Consider the following 25,081-nt stretch of genomic DNA (forward strand, 5'->3'; position numbering starts at 1 on the left):
TTCCCCGAAATCCGCCGGCGGCACGGCGTGGGCCGCGGCGGCCGGGGAGCGGCACGAAAGGGCCCCGCCGCGACGGGGGAGCGCGGCGGGGCCTGACAGACGCATGCCCGGACGGGACGGGCTCATGCGTCCCGGCCGGATTTTCTCGGGGCTCAGTTCCCGGCGGCCGGCTCCAGCACGAAGACCGGGATCTCCCGCGAGGTCTTCTCCTGGTACTCGGCGTACGGGGGGAACGCGGCCACGGCCCGCTCCCACCACCGCTCCTTCTCCGTACCGGTGACCTCACGGGCCGTCATGTCCTGCTTGACCACACCGTCCTGGAGCTCGACCCGGGGGTCGGCCTTGAGGTTGAAGTACCAGAACGGGTGCTTGGGCGCACCGCCCTGGGAGGCCACCACGGCGTACCGCCCCTCGTGCTCCACGCGCATCAGCGGTGTCTTGCGGATCCTGCCGCTCCGAGCGCCCACGGTGGTCAGCAGGATCACGGGCAGTCCCGTGTCCCGCAGCGTGGTCCCCTTGGTGCCGCCGGAGCTCTCGTACAGCTCCACCTGCTCCCGCACCCACTGGGTCGGGCTGGGCTCGTACTCGCCCTCAAGAGCCATGCCGGCCGTCCTCTCGTCGCGTCCCGTGACTGATGTCGCAACAACATCCGCGCCCGCACGATTCATCCCCACCGCACCGCCGCCGACCACGCCCGCGGCGCCGCGGGCGGTCCGGGTCCCTCGCGGGCGCACCGCGTCCTCCGGCAGGTGGGCTGCGTCCCTGGGCGGGCGGGCCGCGCGCCCGCAGGCGGTCCGCATCGTCCGCAGGCGGCTCGGCTCCCGCACGGGCGCGCGCCGCGTCCCTGGCGGGCGGGGCGGGTACGCCGTTGCCCGTAGGCGGGCCGCGTTGCCCGCGGGTGTACCGCCTTGCCCGCGGGCGGTCCGGCTCCCGCACGGGTGTACCGCGTTCGCGTTGCCCGGGGGCGGTCCGGGTCCTGCGCGGGCGGTCCGGGTCCCTCGCGGGCGCACCGCGTCCTCCGTCAGGTGGGCTGCGTCCCTGGGCGGGCGGGCCGCGCGCCCGCAGGCGGTCCGCATCGTCCGCAGGCGGCTCGGCTCCCGCACGGGCGCGCGCCGCGTCCCTGGCGGGCGGGGCGGGTACGCCGTTACCCGTAGGCGGGCCGCGTTGCCCGCGGGTGTACCGCGTTGCCCGCGGGCGGTCCGGCTCCCGCACGGGTGTACCGCGTTGCCCGCGGGCGGTCCGGCTCCCGCACGGGTGTACCGCTTTGCCCGCGGGCGGTCCGGGTTCCGCGCGGGCGCACCCCGTCGCCCGCGGGCGGGGAGCGTCCCCCTGCGGGTGCGCCGCGTCCCCGGCAGGCGGGGACCGTCGCCCGCGGGCGCACGTCGTCCCCCTCACGCGGGCCGTTCACCCGGGCGGTATCAGCATCCGTACCGCCAGCACCGTGATCACACCGCTGGCCACCAGAGCCGTCACCAGCCGGCCCCGGTGGCCCGTCAGGGCCCGGCCCAGCAGCGCGCCGCCGCCCGCGAGCAGCAGTTGCCAACTCGCGGAGGCGGCGAGGGCCGCCAGTACGAACACCGCCTGCTGGGACGGCGGTGCGGCCTGGGTGCCACGGGTGCCGAGCACCAGTGCCGCGAAGTAGATCAGCGTGGTGGGGTTGAGCAGGGTGATCCCGAGCAACGCCAGGTACGCCCGGGCCGGGCTCGGCGGCGCTGGAGCGGTCCGGGTGGCGAGCCGGTGTCCGCGATACCGCCGCAGCGCGACGACCGCGCCCCGGACGGCCAGCGCGGCGAGCAGCAGGGCCGACGCCCAGCGCAGCGGCACGATCACCGGCCGCAGCGCGGCGGCCAGGGCCGAGCCGCCGAGGGCGGCGAGCAGGGCGTAGAGGCCGTCGGCCGTCGCCACGCCGAGCGCGGCGCACACACCGGTCCGCAGGGACGTACGGGCGGTCAGGGTGACGAGGTAGGTCGCGACGGCGCCGACGGGCACGGCGATGCCGTAGCCCGCGAGCAGGCCCGCGACGAGCGCGGCGCTCACGACAGCTGCGGACCGGGCCTCCGGGGACGGCCGGGCTGCTGCTGGGACCGCGTCGGGAGGTCGGCGGCGGGCAGCGGCGGGAACCCATCGGTCGTGGACATGGCCGGATCCTGGCCCCGCGCCGTTTCGGCGGCAACCGAATTACGATGCGAATGGGTGGTTCCCAGCCAGATCCCGCAGGTCGCCGATCTGGCCGAACTCGATGTCGTGCCCTAGGTGCCCCGGGCATCTAATGAAGATCGGCACGAAGCATCCTTCGTCTGCGAGGTCTTCCATGACAGACCTGACCGAACTGTCCGAGCCCGTCTCCTTCCCCCAGGACCGGGCCTGCCCCTACCACCCGCCCACCGGGTACGATCCGCTGCGCACCGCCCGGCCGCTGGCCCGCATCCGGCTCTACGACGGCCGCCCGGCCTGGCTCGTCACCGGCCACGCCGTCGCCCGTGACCTGCTGGTTGACCCCCGGCTGTCCACGGACCGCACCCGTTCGGGCTTCCCGGCCACCACGCCCCGCTTCGCCGCGGTCCGCGACCGCAAGCCGGCACTCCTCGGCGTCGACGACCCCAAGCACCGCAGCCAGCGGCGGATGATGATCCCGAGCTTCACCCTCAAGCGCGCCACCGAGCTCAGGCCGCGCATCCAGGAGATCGTCGACGACCTGCTGGACGCGATGATCGCGCAGGGGCCGCCCGCCGACCTGGTGCGCGCCTTCGCGCTGCCGGTGCCGTCCATGGTGATCTGCGCCCTGCTCGGCGTGCCCTACGCCGACCACGACTTCTTCGAGGAGCAGTCGAGGCGGCTGCTGCGCGGACCGGCGGCCGAGGACACACAGGACGCCCGGGACCGGCTGGCGGCGTACCTGGAGGAGCTGATCGACCGCAAGCGGCGGCAGCCCGGCGAGGGCCTGCTGGACGAACTCGTCCAGCAGCGGCTGCGCGAGGGCGAACTCGACCGCGAGGAGCTGACCGCCCTGGCGATGATCCTCCTGGTCGCGGGCCACGAGACCACCGCCAACATGATCTCCCTCGGCACCTACACGCTCCTGCTGCACCTCGAGCGGCTTGCCGAGCTGCGCGCCGCCCCCTCGCTGCTGCCGGACGCGATCGAGGAACTGATGCGGATGCTGTCCATCGCGGACGGACTGCTGCGGCTGGCCACCGAGGACATCGAGATCGGCGGGACCACGATCAGGGCCGGGGAGGGCGTGGTCTTCTCCACCTCCGTCATCAACCGCGACGAGGACGTCTACCCGGCACCCGACACCCTCGACTTCCACCGCTCGGCCCGCCACCACGTCGCCTTCGGCTTCGGCATCCACCAGTGCCTCGGCCAGAACCTCGCCCGCACCGAGCTGGAGATCGCCCTGCGCACGCTCCTCGAACGGCTGCCCGGGCTCCGGCTCGCCGCCCCGCCGGAGGAGATCCCCTTCAAACCCGGCGACACCATCCAGGGGATGCTGGAACTCCCCGTCAGTTGGTAAGAGGCTGCCGCCATGCGCATCGAGATCGACAAGGACCGCTGCATCGGCGCCGGACAGTGCGCCCTGACCGCGCCGGGCGTTTTCACCCAGGACGACGACGGCTTCAGTGCCCTGCTGCCCGGCCGGGAGGACGGCGCCGGCGACCCCATGGTCCGGGAGGCCGCCCGGGCCTGCCCCGTGGGCGCCATCACGCTGTCCGAGGACGAGTAGTGGGCCACGCCGTCCGCCGGTCCGCCGCAGTCCGCGGCGGCCGGCCCGCCGGGTGCCCGTCGCGCCGGCCCGTGGCCTCGGCGGTGGAGGATTGACTAGGGTTCCCGGGTGAGCGAACAGGCCCAGAAGCCCTCCGGGGCACCGCCCGTGAAGGAGTCCGGGACAGCGTCCGGGAAGCCCTTCCTCTACGTCGTCGTCTGCGCCGCCGGCATCGCCGCGGGCGTCAGCGAGCTGCTCACCGCCGCGCAGGAACGGGGCTGGGAGGTCGGTGTCATCGCGACACCGGTCGCCATGGGCGGCTTCTTCGACACCGCCGCGGTCGAGGCGCAGACCCGCCGCCCCATACGGTCGGCCTGGCGCACGCCGGGCGACCCGCGGCCGTTCCCGCCGCCGGACGCCGTGGTCGTGGCGCCGGCCACCTTCAACACGCTCAACAAGTGGGCCGCCGGGACCGCCGACACCCTCGCCCTGGCCACCCTGTGCGAGACGTACGGCATGGACGTTCCGGTCGTGGTCCTGCCGTGCGTCTCCAACACCCTCGCCGCCCACCCCGCCTACCGGGACAGCCTCGTCCGCCTGCGCGGGATGGGCGTCCGCTTCGGGGAGCCGTCCTCCGGCGAACCGTCCCGGGACGGCGGCCGGCCCGAGTTCGGCTGGGAACGGGCACTGGACCTGCTGGACACGTTTCCGACGCGGACGTCCGCGGGCCGCCCCGGCTCGTGACCGGCGACCGCGCCAAGGACAGGAGTAGCAACGATGCGGTACGGGAAGCTCGGTTCGACTGGCCTCGAGGTGTCGCGGATCTGTCTGGGCTGCATGACCTACGGCGTGCCCGGCCGCGGCACGCACGAGTGGACCCTCGACGAGGAGGCGTCGCGCCCGCTGATCCGGCAGGCACTGGAGGCGGGGATCACCTTCTTCGACACGGCCAACGTCTACTCCGACGGCACCAGTGAGGAGATCGTCGGCCGCGCGCTGCGCGACTTCGCCCGCCGCGACGACGTCGTACTCGCCACCAAGGTGCACGGCCGGATGCGGCCGGGGCCCAACGGCGGCGGCCTGTCCCGCAAGGCGATCATGACGGAGATCGACCACAGCCTGCGCCGGCTCGGCACCGACTACGTCGACCTGTACCAGATCCACCGCTGGGACCCCCACACGCCCGTCGAGGAGACCATGGAGGCGCTGCACGACCTGGTGAAGGCGGGCAAGGTCCGTTACATCGGGGCGAGTTCGATGTACGCCTGGCAGTTCTCCAAGGCCCAGTACACGGCCCTGCTGCACGGCTGGACCCGGTTCGTCTCCATGCAGAACCACTACAACCTGCTCTACCGCGAGGAGGAGCGGGAGATGCTTCCCCTGTGCGCGGACCAGGGCGTCGGCGTACTGCCGTGGAGCCCGCTGGCCCGCGGCCGCCTCACCAGGGACTGGGGCGCCACCACCGAGCGCAGCGCCACCGACGCCTTCGGCGGCCGGCTCTACACGGAGGGCGACCGCGGCATCGTCGAGGCCGTCACCCGCGTCGCCGGGGACCGCGGGGTCCCGCGCGCCCAGGTCGCCCTCGCCTGGCTGCTGCGCCAGGACACGGTCACGGCGCCCATCGTCGGCGCGTCCAGGCCGGAGCACCTGCGCGACGCGGTGGCCGCGGTCGAACTGGAGCTCGGCGACAAGGAGGCCGAGGAACTGGAACGGCCGTACACACCGCACGCCGTGAGCGGCCACTGAGAGCGGCAATTGCCCCGCACATTGGGCAGTAATCGCATTCCGTCCACGGGAATTGACAATCCGTCAACACTGAGCGCCGGGAGCGTCAAGCACAAGACCGCGTGATCCCTTGTTGCTCGCCGCTGGCCTGTGCAAAGGTGTGGCCGGTCGGCGAGCAGGCCATGGGTCCGCCCTCTGCGCGGTGGACGTTCGAGATGCCGACACGCCGCTCGTGGGACGACCGGAACAGGCGCCACCGCCACGGCGGCGGCCGCTGAATTGGGCGAGCACCAGCACCGCGGCGAGGAACCCGACCACCGGTCCCAGCCGTTCCGCCTCGGCCCGGGCGTGGTCCAGCCGGATCGCGCCGGTGGCGACGGCGATCCCGGCGGCGGGCACGGCCATGACCGCCTCGGGCCGGCCGAAGGGAGGGACGACGGCCCAGGCGGGCACGGCGACGAGCAGGACGACCGAAAGGGCTTCGGCCAGCGGAGTGTTCAGCGGTCTTCCTCCGGGGGAGGGCCGTGCCGGTTCCCCCGCGGGAGAGCGCCGCGGACGGGACCGGTCAGGGCTCGGTGCCGGGGCTGAGGACCGTCAGGAACACCGAGGAGGCGTTGCCGCCCACGGGCACCTGGCCGGCCGTCCACTTCACCGTGAGGTGGTCGCGCTCGTCCGGCGGGGTGACGATCAGCGCGGCGGGCGTCGCCGCCCTCGCGCCGCTCACCTGGGGGTTGGAGAAGGTCAGACCGGCCCAGGCGCTTCGGCCCGGCTTCAGCGTCACCGTGGTGGGCGTGCCCGCGGACCGCTTCGGGTCCGGGCCCAGCTGCCTGCCGGAGGCGTCCACGAAGGCGGCGCCGGGATAGCCGTGCACGGTGCAGGTGCGGCCGGAGGTGTTCGTGAGGACGACCGGGAAGTTCTCCTGCCCGGCGCCCGGGTTCTCGCGGCCCACCGATGCCCTGAGTTCGGAGGTGTGACAGCGGGTGCTCGTTACGGGGGTGCGGGTGCCGCCCGTGCCCGGGGCGGAGCCGGTGGCCGCCCCGCTCGGGGGTGCGGCGCCGCCGCTGGGAGCGGAGCTCGTGCCGGGGGCCGTGCCGGGTGCCGTCCCGGCGGTGGTGTCGCCGGTCGCGGGCGCGGCGGTGCCGGACACCTTCCGCGGAGCGCCGCTCGTGCCGCTGCCGTGGCCGCAGGCGGTCAGCGGCAGGCCCAGCACGGCGACCGCGCCGACGAGCAGGGCCACCCGGCGGGCGGACGGGGACTTGTGCGCCATGTTCCACACTCCTGGGTCGCTCGCACGCGGTGGCCGCGTGCCTCCGGCGCCGGGTGCGCCGTCCTGAGTGTCCGATGCGCGGACCGGGCGAAAAGTTCGCGGCCGTCCACACCTTTTCTCCCGGTGACTTCTTCCCGCGCGGACCCCGGGCGGGACTCGCCCGTACGGGGTCGAGCGGTCTCGCCCGTACGGGGGATCAGGTGACGCGCAGGGAGCGCAGTACGCGGTCGGTCGCGTCGCCGCCGCCGTGCTGACGGATCTGCACGTACACCTGCGGCTGCCCGCCGCCGGCCGGGACGAGCGCGGTCTCCGTGAGCCGGCCGCCGCCGGGGCAGTCGCTCCAGGTCCGGACCCGGCCGTGCCACCGCCCGCCGGAGTAGGCGCGGGCGCCGTCGTAGCGGCAGCCCGGGTGGCCGAGTGCGTCGACGCGGGCGGTGACGTCGCCGTGCTCGCTCAGGCCGGCGAACACCCCGAGCACATCGGCGCCGAGATCCTGCCATCCGGTCAGGTCGTCGGCGACGGCGAGTCCCGGCTCGTGCCCTGCGGGCAGCCCCAGCGCCGCCGGATCCCAGCCGGAGTCGCGCAGTTGGCGCCCCCAGTCGTCGGGCACCCGCACCGCGATCCGGCCGGTGGCGTCCCGGACGTCGACGCCGGACGCCGTGGACGGCCGGTTCACCAGGGCGACGGCGGCCCCGGCGACGGCGACGGCGGCCACGGCGGCGGCCAGCACGACGGTCCTGGACCGCCCGCGCGGGCGGACGGCGGTCGCCGGGGCCGAGGCCAGCCGTTCCAGCTCGTCCGCGAACGCCTCGGCGGTGGGCCAGCGCCGCTCGCGGTCCGGGTCCAGGGCCCGCGTCAGTGCCCGGGCGACAACGGGGTCCAGGCCCGGCCGCAGCCGCTCGGGCCGTACCACTTGGCCGGGCTCGGCGGGCACCGTGCCGGTGACGAGCCGGTAGCCGACCGCGCCCAGTCCGTAGACGTCCGCCCGCGCGTCGATGCCCACGCCGGGCTCGGCCTGCTCCGGCGGCCGGTACCCGGCCGAACCCGCCGCCAGGGTCAGCCCCGAGGCCTGCGCCAGGCTCTTGGCGAGCCCGAGATCGGCGAGCAGCACCCGCCGGGTGCCGTCCGGCGCGGTGCGCAGCAGCACGTTGCTCGGCTTGACGTCCCGGTGCACGATGCCCGCCTCGTGCAGGGCGTGGGCGGAGCGGGCGGCCAGCGCGGTCAGCCGCAGGGCCTCCGGCACCGGCAGCGGACCGGTGACGAGCAGGTCGGCGAAGGTGCCGGCGTCGGCGTACTCCATGACGAAGTACGGTCTGCCGTCGGGCAGTTCACCGATGTTGTAGACCTGAGCCACCCTGGACGAGCCTGCCCTGCGCAGTAGCCGTGCCTCGGCCAGGAACCGCTCGCGCACGTCGAGGCGGTGGGACCAGTTCTCGGCGAGGACCTTGACGGCCACGGGGGCCTCGAGCTCGTCGTCGTGGGCGAGCCACACCGTGCCGAAGGCGCCCGTGCCCAGGCGCCGTTCGAGCCGGTAGCGGCCGATCCGCTCGAGGGAGTGCATGCGACTATGATGCCTGCCCCGGGAGCCACGCGAAGGGGGCCTTGTCGTGCAGAACGCGGCGCCGGTCGAAGACCTCGCCCGGCGTGCCGCCGCCGGTGACGTCGCCGCGCTGGAGGCCCTGCTCCAGCAGGTCCGGCCCGAGGTGGTCCGGCGCTGCGGGCGTTTCCTGCCCTGCCGCGAGGACGCCGAGGAGGCCGCGCAGGACGTGCTGCTCCAGATCGCGCGGAAGATCACCGCGTTCGAGGGCCGCAGCCGCTTCAGCACCTGGCTCTACACGGTCGTCGCCAACTGCTGCCGCCAGAAGTACCGGGAGCTCAGGCGCCGCGCCGCCGAGCAGCCCGCGCGGATCGAGCCCGCGCGGTACGCCGACCCCCGTACCACGAGCGTCATCGCGGGGTCCCGGGTGGACCTGCTGGAGGCGCTGGACCGGCTGGAGCGGGAGCATCCCCACCTGGTGGCGCCGCTGGTGTACCGGGACATCTGCCGGCTGGAGTACGCCGAGGCCGCCGAACGGGCGGGCATCCCGCTGGGCACGCTCAAGTCGCGGCTGTACGAGGCGCGTCGGCGGGTGCGGCCCTGGCTGGCCGACGGATCCTGAGACCCGAGCGGGCTCACTCGTCGTCGAGCAGGCTCAGCTCCGCCCAGATCGTCTTGCCCTCGGCGGTGTGCCTGCTGCCCCACCTCCGGGTGAGCTGTGCGACGAGCAGCAGGCCGCGGCCGCCCTCGTCCCAGGCCTTGGCGCGGCGCAGGTGCGGAGCGGTGTGGGTGGTGTCGGACACCTCGCAGGTCAGGTGCGACTCGTCGTGGATGAGCCGGAGCCGTATGGGCGGGGTGCCGTACCGGATCGCGTTGGTGACCAGCTCGCTGACCACCAGTTCGGCGGTGAACGCCGCCCCGCTCAGCCCCCAGTCGTCGAGCCGGTCGACGACCTGCTTGCGAACCGACGCGACCAGCGACGGGTCGGCGGGGATGTCCCAGGTCGCCACCTGGGAGGGTGGCAGGGCGCGGGTGCGGGCCAGCAGCAGCGCCGCGTCGTCGCAGGCGCCGCCCGTCGGCAGCAGGGTGTGCAGGACTCGGTCGCAGGTCTCCTCGAGGGAGCCGCTGCGGGCGGCCAGCGCCTCGCACAGCAGCCGGTGGCCGGCGTCGGTGTCCCGCTCGCGGCTCTCGACCAGCCCGTCGGTGTAGAAGGACAGCACGCTGCCCTCGGCCAGCTGGAGCTCGACGCTCTCGAAGGGCAGCCCGCCCAGGCCCAGCGGCGGACCGGAGGGCAGCTCCACCCGGCGGGGCGGGCCGTCCGGCGGGACCAGCACCGGCGGCGGGTGCCCGGCGCGGGCGAGCGTGCAGCGCCGGGAGACCGGGTCGTACACCGCGTACAGGCAGGTCGCGCCGACCTCGCCGGGCCGTCCCTCGGCCCCGGCCTCGGCGGACAACCGGGCCACCACGTCGTCCAGGTGGGTGAGCAGCTCGTCCGGGGCGAGGTCGATGTCGGCGAGGGTGCGTACGGCGGTGCGCAGCCGGCCCATGCTGGCCGAGGCCTGCACGCCGTGCCCGAGGACGTCCCCGACGACCATGGCGACCCGCGTCCCGGACAGCGGGATCACGTCGAACCAGTCGCCGCCCACCCCGGCCCGGGCCGCCGGGAGGTAGCGGGAGGCCGCCTCGAGCGCGGCGGTGCGCGGCAGGCTGCGGGGCAGCAGGCTGCGTTGGAGGGCGAGGGCGGTCTCCCGCTCGCGGGAGTAGCGCCGGGCGTTGTCGATGCAGACGGCGGCGCGGGCCGTGACCTCCTCGGCCAGCAGCACGTCGTCGGGCATGAAGGGGGCGGGCTGCCGGAACCGGGTGAACACGGCGACCCCGAGGGTCACGCCCCTGGCCCGGATCGGCACGGACATCGTGCCGTGGACGCCGAGTTCCCGGGCGTGCATGCGGCGCACCGGGTCCCAGGACAGCCACTTGCCGAGGTCGCCGGAGTCCTTGGAGATCACCACGGAGTGGCCCGTGACCAGCGAGGCGCCCTGGGGGGAGGTGGCCGGGTACAGCTCGGTCCGCCCGGCGGCGAGCGCCTCGGGGCTGCCCGCGTTGACGGAGCGGTGGGCGGCCCGGCGCAGGACGACCGGCATCGTCACCGGCCCGGTGTGGGGTTCGCCGCCGTGCTCGGGCGGGTCAAGCAGGTCGACGCTGACGAAGTCGGCGAGGGCCGGGACGCAGACGTCGGCGAGTTCCTGCGCCGTCCGCGGGACGTCGAGGGTGGTGCCGATGCGCACACTCGCCTCGTTGACCAGTTGCAGCCGTTCGCGCGCCCGGTACTGCTCGGTGAAGTCGTGCGCGGCGACGCACACCCCGCGCACCCGTCCCTGCCGGTCGGTGATCGGGGACATACGGGCCAGCCAGGCGCTCACCTGACCGTCGCCGCCTATCGGCACATACGTCCGCACGTCGTTCCCCCGGCCGGTGGTGAGGACCCGGTGCATGTGCCACTCGAAGTCCTCGCTCTGCCGATGGCCGCCGATCTCGGAGTGGCGCAGGCCCCGCAGCCGTTGGGCCGGTACCCCGAGCACGTCGGCCATGGCGGCGTTCATCGCGTGCAGCCGCAGTCGTTCGTCGTAGATCGCCACGGCGCAGGGGGACTGGATGAGCTCGGTACGGGCCAGCGGGTCGTCGGCTTCCGGGGGTCCGGCGCCTTCCAGCGGGGTGACCAGGAGCCAGTTGCCGCCGTCCTCCGGGCGCCGGTGGTGGGCCAGGATCCAGACGGGCACGGCGCGCCCGTCGCGGTGCCGCAGGGTGAGCGTGCCGTTCCAGCGGGACTCGTCGGGAAGGAGGGTGACCGGGCCGTCGGCCAGCAGGTTCGCGGCCTGCTCGCCCAGCACCTCGTCGGGGGCCCAGCCGAGCAGCCGGCGCGCGCCTTCGTTCCATTCGAGGAGGACGCCGTGCTCGTCGACGACAGCCCGAGCCGTGGCGGCATCGTCGAACGGATACACGGGGCTCATCGTCGCCACTCCATCGCGCACACTCACAGTGAACAGGTGCGTCACTTGCGTTCCAGCCTAGTGCGTACCGGCGCCGTACGGACGGCGACCCCCCTGCCGGCCGGGCGCGGTCACCGCCGGGCCCGCCGCGTGGCGCGTCGGAGCGGCGCGGCGGCGCGCCCCCACTGCGGCGGGCCCGCCCGCGGTACCGCTGTCCCACCGCTGTGACCAGCGGGTATTTACGGGAAAGTACCCGCGCGGTACCGTGTGGACCATGCCAGCTCTCAATGTGGAGTTCAGCGACCGCGAGCTCGAGGACCTGCGTCAGATCGCCAAGGAACGCGGCACGTCGATGAAGGCACTCGTACGCGAGGCAGCCGCCGCGGACATAGCCCGGCACCGGGCCCTCCAGGAAGGCGCCGAGGCCTTCCGGCGGTTCTTCACCGCCCACGCGGACGAGTTCGCGACGGCCTTTCCCGAGGACGAGTCAACCGCGAAGGGCGAGGGGCGGGCAGCCTGACCGATGACCCCCGTCATCCACATCGACGTGCCCTGGCTGCTCCAGCGCCACGAGGAGGTCCTGCCGGACCAGCCCGCGGTCGACGACTTCTCGGCCCTGGTGGCCGCCGTCGCCCGCCACCGCGTCGACCCGCCGCGTCTCGGCGTCAACTCCGACCCGGCCTGGCGGGCCGCCGCCCTGCTGCACACCCTCGCCGTGCTCAAACCCCTGCCGTCGGCCAACGCCCGCTTCGCCTGCGCGACGGCCGTGGCCTACATGTTCGTCAGCGGCGTCGGCATCGACCCGCCCTACGGCGCCCTCGTCGACCTCACCCGCGACCTGATGTCCGGCAAGACCGACGTCTACGGCGCCGCCGACCGTCTGCGCTCCTGGGAGATCTGACACCCACTGCCGTATGCCCCCGGGGCCGCCGGCCGTGGGCGGGAGGAACACGGTCGGCGGCCCGGCGCGCGCAGGAGAGCCGCCGTCCCGCGCCGGGCCTTCAAGAGGCCGACACCAGTGCACTCCCGAGCCTGGCGTGCGGGGAGCGTGCGCGCGGCGCCGGTGTGTGCGCGTGCTTCACACGGGGCGCACGGCAACGGTGGGAACGCGTACTTGCAGACCGCCCGGTGGCTACGCGCACAGCGTCCGGTGACCTCCTGCTTCCTGACTTTCCGTCAATGATGCCCGGGTTGTCGGTATGTCTTGTTGTGTGTCACTGAGCTGTGCAAGGCTGAGCGGCCCGTGCGTGGGCAAGGGCCGTTTCCACAGGGACAGTTGGGGAGTCGAGCCGATTCGTCCGCCGGCCGTGTGCCAGACCCGCGGGCCCGCTCCACACAGGTACGTACCAAAGGAAGCGTCTTCGTGCCCACCCCCCGCCCCTCTCGTCCCCCCAGTCCGCCGCCCGGCGGGATCCCCGGGGAGTCCGACGAATCCCTCGCCGCCCGGCTCACCGGCAGCACGGACGACGAAGTCGCCCACTGCGTCGCCCTGTTGATCGCACGGCACTGGCAGCCGGTCCACGACTACACGGTGATCTGCCTCGCCTCCCGGGCGCCCGTCGCGGCCATGGTGACCTCGGCCGCCTTCCACCAGGTCCTCGACCGGCTGACCCTGGGCGAGCCGGGCGTCGCGCTGCGCCCCCGGCTGCTGCTGACCGTGCGGGACACGGTCCGGCTGTGGGCCGCCGAGGACCGCATATCGGCCGCCCTGCCGGAGCTGCGCAAACCCGCCGGAGGCCGGGGCATGCGGGCCGCCGCGACCCTGGTCCCGGAGAACCGCCGGCTCGCCCAGCGGTCCTTCGAGGGTCTCGTCCCGGCCGCCCGGTGCCTGCTGTGGCACATCGAGGTGGAGGCCGAACCGCTCGACGTCCCGGCCGGGTTGCTGGGCATGGACCTCGACACCGCCTCCCGCACCCTGGACGAGGCCCGGGACAAGTTCCGCGAGGGCTGCGTGCGCGCCCACCGCGAACTCGCGCCGACCGACGACTGCCGCTTCTACAACCGGCTGCTCGACGTGCCGATCCGCCGCGGCGGCGGCCTGCTGCCGGACGTCCGGCGGCATCTGGACGACTGCCGCTACTGCCGGGACGCCGCCGGACAGCTCGGCCAGGTGGAAAACGGACCGGGCGCGCTGCTGGCCGAAGCGGTGCTCGGCTGGGGCGCCCGCCGCTATCTCGACTCCCGCCCGGGGCGCGCCGGACAGACCACGCGCACGAGAGGCACCGCCCGGCACGGCGGAGGCCGTCCGGGCGGCGGCCGGCACCGGCTGCTGTCCCGGATCACCGCGCCGGGCCGCCGCGCCCCGGGCGGCCCGCGGCCGTCCCGGGCGCTGCGCACCGGCCTCGGCCTCGTCTCCGCCTCACTGCTCGCTACAGTGCTCGGCGTCAACCTGTGGTCGCACGGCGACGGCACCGCCCCGGCCGCGTCCACCGGTGCGTCCGGCACACGGGACACGGCGCACGGCACCGACTCCGCGGCCCCGTCCGCCGGTTCCGCGACGCCCGGCCCCGCCCGGCCGTCCCCGTCGACCGAGGAGACCCGGCTGCGCAACGTCGCGGCCGGTCTCTGCCTGGCCGTCCGGGGCGAGCCGAAGGCCGGCGCCGCCGCCGGACTGGCCGAGTGCTCCTCGGCCTGGAACCAGCGGTGGTCGCTGGAGGACGACGGGCTGCTGCGCAGCGTCGCCGACCCCGGCCTGTGCCTGGACTCGCACGCGGACGCGGGCGTGGTCGTCCTCGGCACCTGCGCGCAGTCCGGTGACGAGCGGGGCCGCGACGTGCGCTACGACGTGGGCGCGCAGGGAGAGTTGCTGCCGCGCTGGGAGGAAGGACTCGCCCTGACCTCCGCCTCGCCGCAGGCGGAGGCGGACATCGTGGTGAAGGTTCGCGACGGCACCGCCGCGCAGCGCTGGGCGGCAGACTCCGCGTCGGTGACTCCGGGCCCGCTGTCGGTCGCCGGGGCGGGCGCGCCGTCCGCCCGCCGGGCCGCACCGCCGGACGTCACCGCGTGAGCGACCGTGGCCGCCGCCCGGACGCGGGCGGCGGCCACGGCCGGCCGGCGCGGGTCAGGTGGGGGCCTCGACGAGGTCGCCCGCGCCGACCGTGGCCGGCCCGGCGTGCCCCGTCAGGGCGAGCGTGAGGTCGAACTCCGCGAGCAGACAGCGGACCACATGCTCGACGCCCGCCTGGCCGTCGAGGCCGAGGCCGTACGCGTACGGCCGGCCCACCAGCACCGCCCGCGCACCGAGGGCGAGCGCCTTGAACACGTCGTCCCCGGTGCGCACACCGCTGTCGAACAGGACCGTCAGCCGGTCGCCGACCGCCCCGGCCACCCGCGGCAGCGCGGCGGCGGCCGCACGACGGTTCCGGCCACCTGGCGCCCGCCAGCGCGGCGGGAAGGGCGCTGTCCTCGGGGCCCGCTGACGCTGAGGCGCCGTGCGTGAGCCGTACCAGAGGACGGTTCGTCCAGCCTTCACGCCAGGCGTGGACGAATCCGCCGCCCTCCGTTCACCCCTCCCCGCCGCGGGTGCCCTCGCCGCGGTCCTCGTCGTGACTGTCCTCGTCGTGGGTGTCCTCGGGCCGGGCATCGGGTCCCTGGGCCCGGACCCGCTGCGCAGGGCAGGCGCGTCTCCTACGAGCGCACCTACGGCAACGAGTGCGTGAAGAACGCTTCGGTGACGAGCGTCTTCGCGTTCTGAGGGGCCGGGATCGCGCGTGCCCCGCGCACACTTGAAGGGTCCCGTGGCTGGGGAGCGCGGGCACTGCCGCGGGGACCGGGCGATTCCGCACCAGGACCGGCGGGCGGAGTGGGGCCGCCCGCCGGCCCCTGGCATCGGGGCGGGAGGAGTGCCCCGGGGCGCGGGCCGTCGGGACCGCGCTACGTCCTGTCACGATGGCTGGTATCGCACCACGGGTAGCGGCGGCTGCGGCGGCAGGTGCACAGGGCGACGCGGAAGCGGTCCGAGAAGACGGTGCTGCCGTCCTCGAGTTCCACCTCGACCGGGCCGTCGACCAGGATCGGACCGCGGCGCTGCATCGTGACCCGGCAGGGAGGGTCGGGGCGCGGACCACCCGTGGGGGTGTCCGGGCTGTCGCCCGGGTTGTCACGCGGCTTGCCGTAGGGGGCGTTCGGCACGGATGACCACCAGCTCTTCCTTCTCGTCGGCCGCTTGCGCCGCGGACAGCAGACCCCGCTCCCGCAGCCAGCCGCGCCGCGACCGCAGCACGGGACCGAAGGCGATCCGGCGGCGGCGCACCACCGCGGCCTCGAGGCCGGCCGCGCGCAGCCGGTCCAGGGTGCGGTCGGGAGCGCTCAGCGCGGAGTGCACGATCAGCAGTACGCCCCCGGGCCGCAGCAGCCGGGGCGCGTCCCGGCAGATCCGGTCCAGGACGAGCCGCCCGTCGCGCCCCGCGTCCCAGGCGCGGCTCCGGCCGCGCGGGCCGCGCCGGCTGTCGGGGGCCGGGACGTACGGCGGGTTGGCCAGGACCACGTCGAACGACCGTCCACGCACCGGACCGAACAGGTTCCCGCGGTGGATGCGGACCGGAAGCCGGCTGAGCCGGGCGTTGAGCCGGGCGGTCCACACCGCGCGCCAGGAGACGTCCACCGCGGTCACCTCGGCGCCCCGCCGGGCGGCCACCAGTGCCAGCGCGCCGCTCCCGGTGCCCACGTCGAGGACCCGCGCACCCGGCTCCCACGGTTCGTCGGAGAGGGCTTCGGCCAGCAGCGCGGTGTCGTCCTGCGGGGCGTAGACCCCCGGAAATACCAGTGCGTTCACATCCGGCGGGTACCCCGGCATTCAGGAGATACCGGTCATTTCCGCCGCGAGGGGTGTCCGCAGCGACGACCGCCCGGACCGCCAGTCGGTGAGCAGCCGCCCGGCGAAGCGGTCCTCCAGGTATCCGGTCGCGTCGATACCGAAGGTCACGTCGGACGCCAGGTGCGGCTCCTCGGCCAGCAGCCCGCCGATGACGTCGTGGCGTACGACCTGCTCGTGCACCGCGTCCGCCTCCACGTGCTCGTCGTAGAAGAACTGCGCGGCCGGCCCGGCGCCCGTGCGGCGCATGGCCTCGGCCAGCCGGCGGGAGCCGGGGGAGGAGGTGATCTCGACCGCGGCGAAATGGCCCACCAGGGCGCCCCGCAGCTCACGGTGCAGGCCGAACAGGGACATCAGGTTCACCGTCGCCAGGGCCTCCGCCGAGGCCGCGTCCAGATAGCGGCCGTACGTCGTGTCCAGGCCCAGGTCCCTCATCAGGTCGGCGAACAGCCGGGCGTGGACGCGCTCGGCGCGGCCGCCGCCCCACTCGTCGAACTCCACCGCCGCCATCGCCGCCTTGGCCCGGCCCCACAGGCGCGGCAGCACCCAGGCATGCGGGTCGGCCTCCTTGAGGTGGTACAGGGAGCGCTGTGCCGCGTACTCGCGCAACTGCCACAGCGTGCCCTCGTCCCGCAGGTAGTGGCTGACGCCCGTGCCCTCGACCGGCTCGACGAGCAGGTCGGCGAGCGCGTCGTCGAGGCTGCCGTGCCCCGGCGTGTCGGCGCGCAGAGCGGCCAGGAACCGGTGCTCCAGAGCCGAGCGGACCGCCAGCAGGCCCGGGTCCCACTCGTGCCGGGCGGCGACCTCCGCGAAACCGCGGTAGTGCAGCTCGTAGCAGAGGTACAGGGCGAGCTGGAGATCGTCGCCGTACGCCGCCGCGCGGCCGGCGTCCTCGGCGCGGGCCAGCGGACCGGCGCCCCGCAGGTACGCCGTCACGGCTGCGGAGACCGGCCCCCGGGCGGGGGGCAGCGCGGGTCCTCGGTGATCGCCGGCCATGGGGCCCGGGTACCCGCGACTCCCGGCGGACCACCTCCGTCCTTTCCCCGCGGACCGGTCGCCCCGGACGGACTCCGGATGCCGCCCTGCCGTACGCAGCCGGCGAGACCCCGGTCCCGGGCCGGGTCAGTCGCCCTCGCCCTCGGACTCCTCCTGGGCCCGGGCGTTCGGGGTGATGGCCTCGCCTGCCTCGCCCCGACGGCGGCGCTCGGCGGTGCCGGCGACGTCCGTCTCGGCGTTCTCGAACTCGCGCAGCGCCTCGCCGGCCGCCGTCTCGGGCCGGTCGGCGCGTCGCTTGCCGCTGCCGGTGGTCCCGCGCTTTCCGGGCTTCTCGGTCATGGCCGCCTCCTGTCCTCGTCCGGTTCGTTTCCGGCGGAGCCTCGCGGCCACGTGGAGCGGCCGGTGGCGGACCCTCGTGCCACCACGCGTCCCGGCCCGGCGGTTCCAAGCGTCCGCATGGATGGGCCCGGCGGTTCCAAGCGTCCCGATGGATCGGGCCCGGCGGTTCCAAGCGTGCCGATGGATCGGGTACCCGGCGGTTCCAAGCGTCCCGATGGATCGGGCCCGGCGGTTCCAAGCGTCCCGATGGATCGCCTCCGGCGGTTCCAAGCGTCCCGCACGGACCCGGCCCGGTACATTCCCTCGACGCCCCGGGACGGCGCCTGGACGCGTTGCCGGACGACACCGAGGACCCCTCCGAGCAGACCCCGAAGGACTGATCCCCATGCCCGCCGACCTCACCGGCACCTTTCTGCGGCTCGGCGACGGCCGCCCCGCCCTTCGCTTCACCCGCGCCTACGGTCACCCCGTGGACCGCGTCTGGCACTTCGTGACCGACTCCGGCGAACTCGCGCAGTGGTTCCCGTTCCGCGCCGAGATGGATCTGCGGCCCGGCGGCACCATCGCCTTCCGCGGGGACGCGGGCGCGCAGGACTTCACCGGCAGCGTGCTCGCCGTCGACCCGCCCCGGCACCTTTCCTTCGCATGGGGCGGCAGCGAACTCCACTTCGACCTCGAGGAACTCGACGACGGGCGCACCCGCTTCACCCTCACCGACGTCCTCGCCGCCGAGAACACCGCAGCCCGCAACGGCGCCGGCTGGGAGGTCTGCCTGGCCGCTCTGGACGCCCTGGCGCGCGGCGAGCGCTTCGAGGGACCGCACGCCGGGGTCCACGCCCCGTGGAAGGGCTTCTACGAGGCGTACGTCGCCGCCGGAGTCCCCTCCGGGGCACCCGTCCCGGGCCAGGACTGAACGGCCCGGACCGGCCCTCACGCCATCTGCCGTCGCACCAGTTCGTGCAGCCGCCCGCCCGTGTCCGCGAGCAGTTCGGCGGGTGGCCCCTGCTGGATGACCTTGCCGTCCTCCATCACGACGACCCGGTCGGCGTCCAGCACCGTCGACAGCCGGTGCGCGATGACGACACGGGTGGCGTTGAGCTTGCGGGTGCTCTCGATCACCGTGCGCTGCGTGTCGTTGTCCAGCGCGCTGGTCGCCTCGTCGAAGAAGAGGATCCGCGGACGGCGCACCAGGGCCTGGGCGATCATCAGCCGCTGCCGCTGGCCGCCGGAGACCGCGCCGCTGCCCGAGACGATCGTGTGCAGGCCCATCGGCATCCGCTCGATGTCCTGGGCCAGCCCCGCCAGTTCGGCCGCCGCCATCGCCTCCTCGGCCGTGCACGGCTCCGTGCCGCGGATGACGTCCAGGATCGAACCGGTGAACGGCTGCGCGTGCTGGAGCACGACCCCGCACTGCCGGCGCACGGCCGACTGGTCCAGGGCCGCCAGGTCCTGGCCGTCGTACAGCACGCTGCCGGACAGCGGCCGGTCGAACCCGATCAGCAGCCTCAGCAGCGTCGACTTGCCGCAGCCGCTGGGCCCGACGATCGCCACGAACTCGCCCGGCCGCACCTCGAAGGACACGTCGTCGAGGACCAGCGGCCCGTCGTCGGTGTAGCGGAACGACAGCCGCCGCGCCTCGATCGCCCCGGACAGCGGCCCCGGCCGGGTACTGGCCGTGCGCACCTCCGGCGTGGCGTCCAGCACCGGCCTGATCTCCTCCAGCAGCGGCAGCGCGGCCACCGCCGAGACGAAGGCGCCGGTCAACTGGGTGACCGAGGTCAGCAGCATCGTCACCGAGGTGTTGAAGGCCAGGAAGGCCGCCGCCGACATCGAGCCGCGCGCAGGGCCCGCCAGCAGCATGAACATCAGCAGCGTGCACACCGGCAGGTACACCGCGCCCATCACCGTGGTGAGATTCTTGATCCGGCCCACCTTCTGCTGAAGTTCACGGCTGTGCGCGAACTGGGACGCCCAGGCGGCGTACGCGTAGTTCTCGGCCGCCGCCACCCGCAGCTTCGGCAGCCCGCGCAGCGTCTGGAAGGCCTGGTTGTTCAGCTTGTTGGTGAGCACCACCAGCCGCCGCTGCCACCGCGCCTGCCACAGCCCGAGCCCCAGGAACACGGTGCCGATCACCACGAGCATGCCGAGCGCCGCCAGCGCCATGGAGGCGCTGTACCAGAACAGCAGCCCCAGGTTCATCGCACCCACGGTCACCGACTGGACGACCACCGGGCCCACCCCCGCCAGCAGGCGGCGGATCGCGCTGACACCCATGGCCGCGCTCGCCAGCTCGCCGGTGGAGCGCTCGGTGAAGAACTTCGTCGGCAGCCGCAGCAGCCGGTCCCACACAGCCGACTGGAGGGTGGCCTCGATACGCCCCTCCAGCCGCAGGACGGTCAGGTTCTGCAGGAGCATGAAGGCCGCCGCGACCACACTGCTGATGATCACGGCCAGGCACACCTGTACGATCAGGCCCTGCTCGGCCCTGGGCACGTACTGGCCGAGCACCTTGCCGGTCGCGATGGGCACCAGCGCACCGAGGGCGACCGTCACCAGCCCGGCGGACAGCAGTTTCAGCAGATCACCGCCGGTACCGCCCAGACTGAACCGCAGCAGCCCGAGCGGGCCGAGCCGACGGTCGGGCAGCGGCCGGTAGAACATCACCGCGCGCGGCTCGAACTCCTCCGCGTTCGCCTTCTCCACCGGGTTCTCCCGCCCGGTGGCGGGGTGCACGGCGACGTAACCGCCGCGCCGCCACAGCAGCGCGACCGGCGCCCCGGACAGCGCCCGGTGGCCCACCAGCGGACCGATGTTCTCCCGCCACCAGCGGCCCTGAAGGCGTACGGCCCTGGTGCGCACCCGGGAGGCCAGGGCGACCCGCTCCACCGGGTCCAGCCGGTCGCTCTCGGTGCCGGCCTGCGGCGGTGCGGCCAGCGTGATCCCGGCGGCCCGGGCGACCAGTTCGCAGGCCGCGTAGCCGGCGTCGGCGTCGGCGGCCGTGGGCCGTCCCGACGGGGACCGGCCGATGGACGCGAGCAGCGTCCGGTCGGCCTGCGCGCGCACCGCCTCACCGGCCTTGATGCCGGCCGCCGTCCGGGTCTCGTGGGTGCGCTCCAGCTGTTCGATCCAGCGGTCCAGGGCGGTCAGCAGCCGGTACTGCTGATCGACCATGCTCTGCCACAGGGCGGGGTCCATCAGCAGATCGGCCGCGGCCTGGGCGCCGTACAGCGCCCCGTACTGCACGCTGCCCGGCGGGACCTGCATCCAGAACACGTCGTCGTCCGTGGGCGCCGCCGCCCGCTCCTCGGCCATCGGCGCCTGGAAGAGCACGGACAGTCCGCGGCCGACGCCTAGCGCGAGGGCGTACTCCAGCGGGCTGGTCTGCGGCGGCACGTACTGGGGGTTGCCGTACTCGTCGTACGACCAGGTCTCGGTGCTCGCCGGCTGGTACAGCTCGCGCAGCCCGATGCGGCGCACCACGCAGTCCCGCAGCGGGCGCGCGACCAGGGTGTGCTGCGGGCCCGCGACGGGACCGAGCAGCAGCGAGCCCGCCTCCAGCCGGCCCAGGTGGTGCCAGTGCCCCTGCTGCGCCGCGTCGACCGCGAACAGGTCCACCGCGCCGGCCGCGACCAGCCACAGCACCTGGGGGCCCGCCAGGTCGAGCCGGTTGAAGCCCGAGCAGTCGATCGGCGTGCCCAGGGAGCCGAGCGCGCCCAGTACGAGGTCCGGCTCGTCCGCTGTCGTCATCTCACCGCTCCCTGACCAGCGCCGCGTACGCGCCGCCGCGTGCCACCAGTTCCTCGTGCCGCCCGCGCTCGACGACCGTGCCGTGCTGGAGCACGACGATCTCGTCGCTGTCGCGCACGGTGGACAGCCGGTGCGCGATCACCACGCAGGCGCAGCCCCGCCGCCGCAGGTTGTCCATCACGACCTGCTCGGTCTCGGCGTCCAGGGCGCTGGTCACCTCGTCGAGCACCAGGATGCTGGGCCGGCGCACCAACGCGCGGGCGATCTCCAGGCGTTGACGCTGCCCGCCGGAGAAGTTGCGGCCGTCCTGCTCGACCCTGCTGTGGATGCCGCCGGGGCGTCGGGTCACGACCTCGTACAGTGCCGCGTCGCGCAGCGCCTCGACCACGGCGTCGTCCGGGATCGACGGGTCCCACAGGGCCACGTTGTCGCGGACCGTGCCCTCGAAGAGGAACACGTCCTGGTCGACGAAGGACACGGAGGCCGCCAGCGCCCCGCGCGGGATGTCCTCCAGGCGCTGCCCGTCGATGCGGATCACTCCGTCCCAGGGCGTGTACAGGCCCGAGATCAGGCGGGACACCGTCGACTTGCCGCTGCCCGAGCCGCCGACGAGCGCCACCTGCCGGCCCGGTCCGACGGTCAGGTCGAAGCCGGTCAGCAGCGGCTTGTCCAGCGGGCTGTAGCCGAAGGTGATGTTCTCCAGCTCCACGTGCCCGTGCAGCCGGCGGGTGGAGTCCCCGCCGCCGGGGCGGGTGTACAGGGGGTCGGCCTGGAAGTTCTCGACGTCCTTGAGCCGGGCCACGTCCGCCGCGAAGTCCTGGATGCGGCCCGCGACGCCGTTGAGCCGGGTCAGCGGCGCGGTGAACCGGGTCACCAGTGCCTGGAACGCGACCAGCAGACCGACCGAGATGTGCCCCTCGACGGCCCGCATTCCGCCGATCCACAGGATCAGCGCGCTGTTGAGGGTGGCGAGCGCCGGCGCGACCACGCCCAGCCAGGCGGTCGGCACCCCGAGCCGCTGCTGCTCCTCCAGGGTGGCGGCGTGCTGCCCGGCCCACTTGCGGAAGTAGCCGTCCTCGCCGCCGGTCGCCTTCATCGTCTCGATCAACTGGAGCCCGGTGTAGGCGGTGTTGGTCAGCCGGGCGTTGTCCGCGCGCAGCTTCGCCGTCCGGGTGGCGCGCAGCCGTACGACCACCCGCATCGCCACGACGTTCAGCAGGGCCACTCCGATGCCGACGAACGTCAGCTGCGGGTCGTAGGTATAGAGCAGGAGCGCGTACAGCACCACGACCACCGCGTCGACGCCGGCCGCGGCCAGGTCGCGGGCGAGGGTCTCGGCCACCTGGTCGTTGGAGGCCAGCCGCTGCACCAGATCGGCCGGGCTGCGCTGGGCGAAGAAGGTGACCGGCAGCCGCAGCAGATGGCGCAGGAAACGGGCGCTGGCGAGTGTGGAGGAGATGATGCGCCCGTGCAGCAGGTTGGCCTGCTGCAACCAGGTCAGCACGACGGTGAGCAGCACGCACGCGCCCATCGACGCGAACAGCACGCCCAGCAGCGAGGTCTGGCCGCCGATCAGGTAGGAGTCGATGTAGGTGCGGCTGAGCGCGGGCACCGCCGCGCCGACCGCGACCAGCAGCAGACTGGCCAGCACCGCCGCCGGCATCGCCCCCGCGGTGCCGCGCAGCCGGGCCGGCAGGGCGCCCAGGACTCCGGGCCTGCGGCCGCCCCGCTCGAAGTCCTCGCCGGGCTCCATCACCAGCACGACACCGGTGTAGCTGGTGTCGAAGTCCTCCATGGGCACGAAGCGGCGGCCCTTGCCCGGGTCGTTGACGAACACCCCGCGCCGGCCGAGGCGGCGGCCCATGCCGTCGTAGACGACGTAGTGGTTGAACTCCCAGAAGAGGACGGCCGGCGCCTTCACCCCGGCGAGGGCGGCGGTGTCCATCTGCATGCCCTTGGCCGTCAGACCGTAACTGCGGGCCGCCTTCAGCAGGTTGCTCGCCCGTGAGCCGTCCCGGGAGACGCCGCAGGCGATGCGCAGTTCCTCCAGCGGGACATGGCGGCCGTAGTGGCCGAGGACCATGGCGAGCGAGGCGGCGCCGCACTCCACGGCCTCCATCTGGAGCACGGTGGGCGTGCGGACGGTCCTGCCCCGCCCCTTCGGGACGGGCCGTCCGGGCCGGGCGGCGCGCCGGCGGCCGCGGGTCTCCTGGGTGGTGGTCACGGCAGCAGCCAATCGAGGGGACGCTGGTCGGCCAGCCGGATCGAGGCGGCGGCCGGGGTCATGGAGTCGAGCCGGTACGGCGGACCGCCGGCGGAGGACCACTTGAGGCCGCTCTCCGTCGCGGACGAGGTGTCGAGCCGTACGAGGACGGCGACGGGCCGGCCCTTCCGGGTGAACTGTTCGCCCAACTGGCCGTCCCCGAGGAAGGCGGCGATCCGCTGGGCCGACTGGACCGACCGGTCCACCGCCTTCACATGGCCGCGCAGCACGCCGTAGCGCTGGGCGGGCACCGAGGAGACCGTCAGGTCGACCGAGGCACCGGCGGGAATGGCGGCGGCGTTCTCGGCGGGCACGTACACGGTCGCGTACAGCGGGTCGGAGGCGTGGGCGACCTTCTCCACGGCGGCCACGTTCGCGCCGGTGGAGACGATCTGGCCGATGGTGGCGGCGAGCGTGGTGATCCGGCCGGCGGCCACCGTGCGCACGACCTCCTCGCCCTGGCCGGTCCGCACCTTCAGCACTGGCGAGTTCGCGGGCAGCCGCTCGCCCTCCTCGGCGAGGACCGCGGTGACCTGTCCGGCGACCGGGCTCTGCAGGACGTAACTGCCCTGCCCGTGCGTGAGGATGGCCGGCGCACCGACGGTGGAGGCCACCGATCCCGTCACGGCCCACACGGAGGCGGCCGCCATGGCGACGAGGGTGACGGACAGGACGAGCCATCCCTGGGGGCGGGCGAGCCGCACCGGGAGGTCGAGTTCTTCCGGGGACTGGAGTTTGGCGAGGGCCTGTTGTCGGAACTGCACGTTACGGCTTCCTGCGGCAACCGCGAGCCCCGGAACCGGTGTGCGGTTCCGGGACTCGGCGGCAACGAGGTGCGATCAGAGACCGGCGACCAGGTTGGCGACCGGGGCGGTGCTCAGACCGGTGGCACCCTCGACCGTGCCGACGGCCGTGTTCACCACGCCGGAGACCGGGACAACGCTGTCCACCAGGCCGGTGGCGGTGCCCAGAGCGTTCACGGACAGACCGCCGGAGACGTTGTCGAGCTCGGCGTCGGAGATCTCGACGGTCTCAACCTGGGGGGTGGAGTTCATGATGGAACGTCCCTTCATATGGATGTCTCACAAGGGGGAGCGGCCTTCTCTGGGGACAGACGGCCGCGACGGCGGGTACCGGGCCCCGGTTCCCCGAGCGCCCGGATGGGGTCCCGCGCTGCGATGGATGTAAGCACGGTGCGGCCTGCCGCTTCCACTCAACCAGGCCTCTCACCAGGGCACTTGCCGGTGCAACCGGAGAACCGTGCAGGCGCGGCAACGGTATGGCAGCGACTTCTTCACACGTCGCACCGCATCGGCGCACCGCCTCCCTTGCCCACGCGCAGATGGATCCGGCACCGGGCGCCGAAGGCCTTGTAAGGGGCGCGAGGTTGTGCAGATCCTCTGACCGCGGTGATTTCGTTGGGTATTCGATGTGCAGATTCGCTGAAGCCTGGATTCCGCTTCCTGGCCGCAACCGGCCGTCGCCGTTCGGTCGCGGAGCGTGCCATCGCGTCCTGCCGGGCAGGGGAGTTGGCCGTTTCGGCACGGTCCGCGATTCGGCGGCGGCGACCCGGCCGGCGCCGCCGACGGCGCGGGCGACCAGCAGCCAGGCGCCGGCCAGTCCGGCGCGCAGCGGTCCGGCACGGGCGGCCACAACTCCGGCCGGGCGTACGGCTCCGGGCGTACCCGGACCCTCTGAGCG

General features: G+C 74.2%; 23 protein-coding genes and 2 pseudogenes. 10 read left to right on the plus strand and 15 right to left on the minus strand.

Features of this window, described 5'->3' with window-relative positions; translation table 11 throughout:
* Window positions 1-152: 152 nt before the first annotated feature.
* Together ACFY4A_RS12980 and ACFY4A_RS12985 are read right to left on the minus strand one after the other, a co-directional pair.
* The gene (locus tag ACFY4A_RS12980; RefSeq protein WP_390829475.1) at window positions 153-602 is read right to left on the minus strand and encodes a nitroreductase family deazaflavin-dependent oxidoreductase; all 450 of its coding nucleotides are present in this window, start codon (window positions 600-602) and stop codon (window positions 153-155) included.
* An 802-nt stretch (window positions 603-1,404) separates the two neighbouring features.
* The gene (locus ACFY4A_RS12985) at window positions 1,405-2,037 is read right to left on the minus strand and encodes a LysE family transporter (protein WP_390829477.1); all 633 of its coding nucleotides are present in this window, start codon (window positions 2,035-2,037) and stop codon (window positions 1,405-1,407) included.
* Between the two features lie 274 nt (window positions 2,038-2,311).
* Here ACFY4A_RS12985 and ACFY4A_RS12990 point away from each other — a divergent pair, with 274 nt between their 5' ends.
* The 4 genes from ACFY4A_RS12990 (at window position 2,312) to ACFY4A_RS13005 (ending at window position 5,452) form a co-directional block, all read left to right on the plus strand.
* Window positions 2,312-3,517, plus strand: coding sequence for a cytochrome P450 (locus tag ACFY4A_RS12990; protein ID WP_390829478.1), 1,206 nt, complete (start codon window positions 2,312-2,314; stop codon window positions 3,515-3,517).
* A gap of 12 nt (window positions 3,518-3,529) precedes the next feature.
* A complete protein-coding gene (locus tag ACFY4A_RS12995) occupies window positions 3,530-3,727 on the plus strand; it encodes a ferredoxin (RefSeq protein ID WP_390829479.1) in 198 nt (65 codons plus the stop codon).
* 147 nt (window positions 3,728-3,874) lie between these two features.
* Window positions 3,875-4,450 (plus strand): flavoprotein, encoded by a 576-nt coding sequence (locus ACFY4A_RS13000; RefSeq protein WP_390829579.1) that lies wholly within the window; start codon window positions 3,875-3,877, stop codon window positions 4,448-4,450.
* Window positions 4,451-4,483: 33 nt separating this feature from the next.
* The gene (locus tag ACFY4A_RS13005) at window positions 4,484-5,452 is read left to right on the plus strand and encodes an aldo/keto reductase (protein WP_390829480.1); all 969 of its coding nucleotides are present in this window, start codon (window positions 4,484-4,486) and stop codon (window positions 5,450-5,452) included.
* A 204-nt stretch (window positions 5,453-5,656) separates the two neighbouring features.
* Here ACFY4A_RS13005 and ACFY4A_RS13010 read toward each other — a convergent pair.
* The 3 genes and pseudogenes from ACFY4A_RS13010 to ACFY4A_RS13020 form a co-directional block, all read right to left on the minus strand.
* Window positions 5,657-5,932 (minus strand): annotated as a pseudogene (locus ACFY4A_RS13010) (arsenic transporter); the annotation flags it as partial.
* Between the two features lie 64 nt (window positions 5,933-5,996).
* On the minus strand, window positions 5,997-6,698 hold the full coding sequence (locus tag ACFY4A_RS13015) for a DUF4232 domain-containing protein (protein ID WP_390829481.1): 702 nt from the start codon (window positions 6,696-6,698) through the stop codon (window positions 5,997-5,999).
* Between the two features lie 196 nt (window positions 6,699-6,894).
* The gene (locus ACFY4A_RS13020) at window positions 6,895-8,259 is read right to left on the minus strand and encodes a serine/threonine-protein kinase (RefSeq protein ID WP_390829482.1); all 1,365 of its coding nucleotides are present in this window, start codon (window positions 8,257-8,259) and stop codon (window positions 6,895-6,897) included.
* Between the two features lie 46 nt (window positions 8,260-8,305).
* Here ACFY4A_RS13020 and ACFY4A_RS13025 point away from each other — a divergent pair, with 46 nt between their 5' ends.
* Window positions 8,306-8,857 (plus strand): RNA polymerase sigma factor, encoded by a 552-nt coding sequence (locus tag ACFY4A_RS13025; protein ID WP_390829483.1) that lies wholly within the window; start codon window positions 8,306-8,308, stop codon window positions 8,855-8,857.
* A 13-nt stretch (window positions 8,858-8,870) separates the two neighbouring features.
* Here ACFY4A_RS13025 and ACFY4A_RS13030 read toward each other — a convergent pair whose 3' ends face one another.
* Entirely contained in the window at window positions 8,871-11,243 is a 2,373-nt protein-coding gene (locus ACFY4A_RS13030; RefSeq protein ID WP_390829484.1) for a SpoIIE family protein phosphatase, read from the minus strand.
* Between the two features lie 253 nt (window positions 11,244-11,496).
* On the opposite strand from ACFY4A_RS13030, the gene ACFY4A_RS13035 reads away from it, so the two are divergent.
* The 3 genes from ACFY4A_RS13035 (at window position 11,497) to ACFY4A_RS13045 (ending at window position 14,229) form a co-directional block, all read left to right on the plus strand.
* Entirely contained in the window at window positions 11,497-11,742 is a 246-nt protein-coding gene (locus ACFY4A_RS13035) for a hypothetical protein (RefSeq protein WP_390829485.1), read from the plus strand.
* A 3-nt stretch (window positions 11,743-11,745) separates the two neighbouring features.
* Window positions 11,746-12,123 carry a toxin Doc gene (locus ACFY4A_RS13040; RefSeq protein ID WP_390829486.1) on the plus strand — a complete coding sequence of 126 codons (378 nt, stop codon included), beginning with the start codon at window positions 11,746-11,748 and terminating at the stop codon, window positions 12,121-12,123.
* Between the two features lie 462 nt (window positions 12,124-12,585).
* Window positions 12,586-14,229 carry an RICIN domain-containing protein gene (locus tag ACFY4A_RS13045; RefSeq protein WP_390829487.1) on the plus strand — a complete coding sequence of 548 codons (1,644 nt, stop codon included), beginning with the start codon at window positions 12,586-12,588 and terminating at the stop codon, window positions 14,227-14,229.
* Between the two features lie 54 nt (window positions 14,230-14,283).
* On the opposite strand, the pseudogene ACFY4A_RS13050 reads toward ACFY4A_RS13045, so the two are convergent.
* From ACFY4A_RS13050 to ACFY4A_RS13070, 5 genes and pseudogenes are all read right to left on the minus strand, one after another.
* Window positions 14,284-14,603 (minus strand): annotated as a pseudogene (locus tag ACFY4A_RS13050) (alpha-hydroxy-acid oxidizing protein); the annotation flags it as partial.
* Window positions 14,604-15,095: 492 nt separating this feature from the next.
* Window positions 15,096-15,353, minus strand: a complete 258-nt coding sequence (locus ACFY4A_RS13055; protein ID WP_390829488.1) for a CDGSH iron-sulfur domain-containing protein — start codon at window positions 15,351-15,353, stop codon at window positions 15,096-15,098.
* Entirely contained in the window at window positions 15,322-16,017 is a 696-nt protein-coding gene (locus ACFY4A_RS13060) for a HemK2/MTQ2 family protein methyltransferase (protein WP_390829489.1), read from the minus strand. The genes ACFY4A_RS13055 and ACFY4A_RS13060 overlap by 32 nt, the downstream gene beginning before the upstream one ends.
* A complete protein-coding gene (locus tag ACFY4A_RS13065) occupies window positions 16,018-17,031 on the minus strand; it encodes an iron-containing redox enzyme family protein (RefSeq protein WP_390829490.1) in 1,014 nt (337 codons plus the stop codon). It abuts the gene before it with no gap.
* Between the two features lie 126 nt (window positions 17,032-17,157).
* Window positions 17,158-17,370, minus strand: coding sequence for a hypothetical protein (locus ACFY4A_RS13070; protein WP_390829491.1), 213 nt, complete (start codon window positions 17,368-17,370; stop codon window positions 17,158-17,160).
* Between the two features lie 385 nt (window positions 17,371-17,755).
* Between ACFY4A_RS13070 and ACFY4A_RS13075 the strand changes: the two genes are divergently transcribed.
* The gene (locus tag ACFY4A_RS13075; protein WP_390829492.1) at window positions 17,756-18,283 is read left to right on the plus strand and encodes an SRPBCC family protein; all 528 of its coding nucleotides are present in this window, start codon (window positions 17,756-17,758) and stop codon (window positions 18,281-18,283) included.
* Between the two features lie 17 nt (window positions 18,284-18,300).
* Here ACFY4A_RS13075 and ACFY4A_RS13080 read toward each other — a convergent pair whose 3' ends face one another.
* The 4 genes from ACFY4A_RS13080 to ACFY4A_RS13095 form a co-directional block, all read right to left on the minus strand.
* On the minus strand, window positions 18,301-21,117 hold the full coding sequence (locus ACFY4A_RS13080; RefSeq protein WP_390829493.1) for an NHLP bacteriocin export ABC transporter permease/ATPase subunit: 2,817 nt from the start codon (window positions 21,115-21,117) through the stop codon (window positions 18,301-18,303).
* A 1-nt stretch (window position 21,118) separates the two neighbouring features.
* Complete coding sequence (locus tag ACFY4A_RS13085) at window positions 21,119-23,341, minus strand: NHLP family bacteriocin export ABC transporter peptidase/permease/ATPase subunit (RefSeq protein WP_390829494.1); 2,223 nt, start codon at window positions 23,339-23,341, stop codon at window positions 21,119-21,121.
* Window positions 23,338-24,144, minus strand: a complete 807-nt coding sequence (locus ACFY4A_RS13090) for an HlyD family efflux transporter periplasmic adaptor subunit (protein ID WP_390829495.1) — start codon at window positions 24,142-24,144, stop codon at window positions 23,338-23,340. Before ACFY4A_RS13090 ends, ACFY4A_RS13085 begins: the two co-directional genes overlap by 4 nt.
* Window positions 24,145-24,219: 75 nt before the next feature.
* Entirely contained in the window at window positions 24,220-24,435 is a 216-nt protein-coding gene (locus ACFY4A_RS13095) for a type A2 lantipeptide (protein WP_390829496.1), read from the minus strand.
* Window positions 24,436-24,880: 445 nt separating this feature from the next.
* On the opposite strand from ACFY4A_RS13095, the gene ACFY4A_RS13100 reads away from it, so the two are divergent.
* Window positions 24,881-25,078, plus strand: coding sequence for a hypothetical protein (locus ACFY4A_RS13100; protein ID WP_390829497.1), 198 nt, complete (start codon window positions 24,881-24,883; stop codon window positions 25,076-25,078).
* Window positions 25,079-25,081: the final 3 nt, after the last annotated feature.

Origin of the sequence: Streptomyces sp. NPDC001292, from assembly GCF_042896465.1 — a bacterium.
GTDB lineage: Bacteria > Actinomycetota > Actinomycetes > Streptomycetales > Streptomycetaceae > Streptomyces.

Coding starts and splice junctions, on each gene's coding strand:
- ACFY4A_RS12980 (WP_390829475.1), bottom strand. CDS start 602: ATGGCTCTTGAGGGCGAGTACGAGCCCAGCCCGACCCAGTGGGTGCGG.
- ACFY4A_RS13035 (WP_390829485.1), top strand. CDS start 11,497: ATGCCAGCTCTCAATGTGGAGTTCAGCGACCGCGAGCTCGAGGACCTG.
- ACFY4A_RS13030 (WP_390829484.1), bottom strand. CDS start 11,243: ATGAGCCCCGTGTATCCGTTCGACGATGCCGCCACGGCTCGGGCTGTC.
- ACFY4A_RS12990 (WP_390829478.1), top strand. CDS start 2,312: ATGACAGACCTGACCGAACTGTCCGAGCCCGTCTCCTTCCCCCAGGAC.
- ACFY4A_RS13095 (WP_390829496.1), bottom strand. CDS start 24,435: ATGAACTCCACCCCCCAGGTTGAGACCGTCGAGATCTCCGACGCCGAG.
- ACFY4A_RS13075 (WP_390829492.1), top strand. CDS start 17,756: ATGCCCGCCGACCTCACCGGCACCTTTCTGCGGCTCGGCGACGGCCGC.
- ACFY4A_RS13065 (WP_390829490.1), bottom strand. CDS start 17,031: ATGGCCGGCGATCACCGAGGACCCGCGCTGCCCCCCGCCCGGGGGCCG.
- ACFY4A_RS13005 (WP_390829480.1), top strand. CDS start 4,484: ATGCGGTACGGGAAGCTCGGTTCGACTGGCCTCGAGGTGTCGCGGATC.
- ACFY4A_RS13015 (WP_390829481.1), bottom strand. CDS start 6,698: ATGGCGCACAAGTCCCCGTCCGCCCGCCGGGTGGCCCTGCTCGTCGGC.
- ACFY4A_RS13070 (WP_390829491.1), bottom strand. CDS start 17,370: ATGACCGAGAAGCCCGGAAAGCGCGGGACCACCGGCAGCGGCAAGCGA.
- ACFY4A_RS13080 (WP_390829493.1), bottom strand. CDS start 21,117: ATGACGACAGCGGACGAGCCGGACCTCGTACTGGGCGCGCTCGGCTCC.
- ACFY4A_RS12995 (WP_390829479.1), top strand. CDS start 3,530: ATGCGCATCGAGATCGACAAGGACCGCTGCATCGGCGCCGGACAGTGC.
- ACFY4A_RS13020 (WP_390829482.1), bottom strand. CDS start 8,259: ATGCACTCCCTCGAGCGGATCGGCCGCTACCGGCTCGAACGGCGCCTG.
- ACFY4A_RS13060 (WP_390829489.1), bottom strand. CDS start 16,017: ATGCCGGGGTACCCGCCGGATGTGAACGCACTGGTATTTCCGGGGGTC.
- ACFY4A_RS13040 (WP_390829486.1), top strand. CDS start 11,746: ATGACCCCCGTCATCCACATCGACGTGCCCTGGCTGCTCCAGCGCCAC.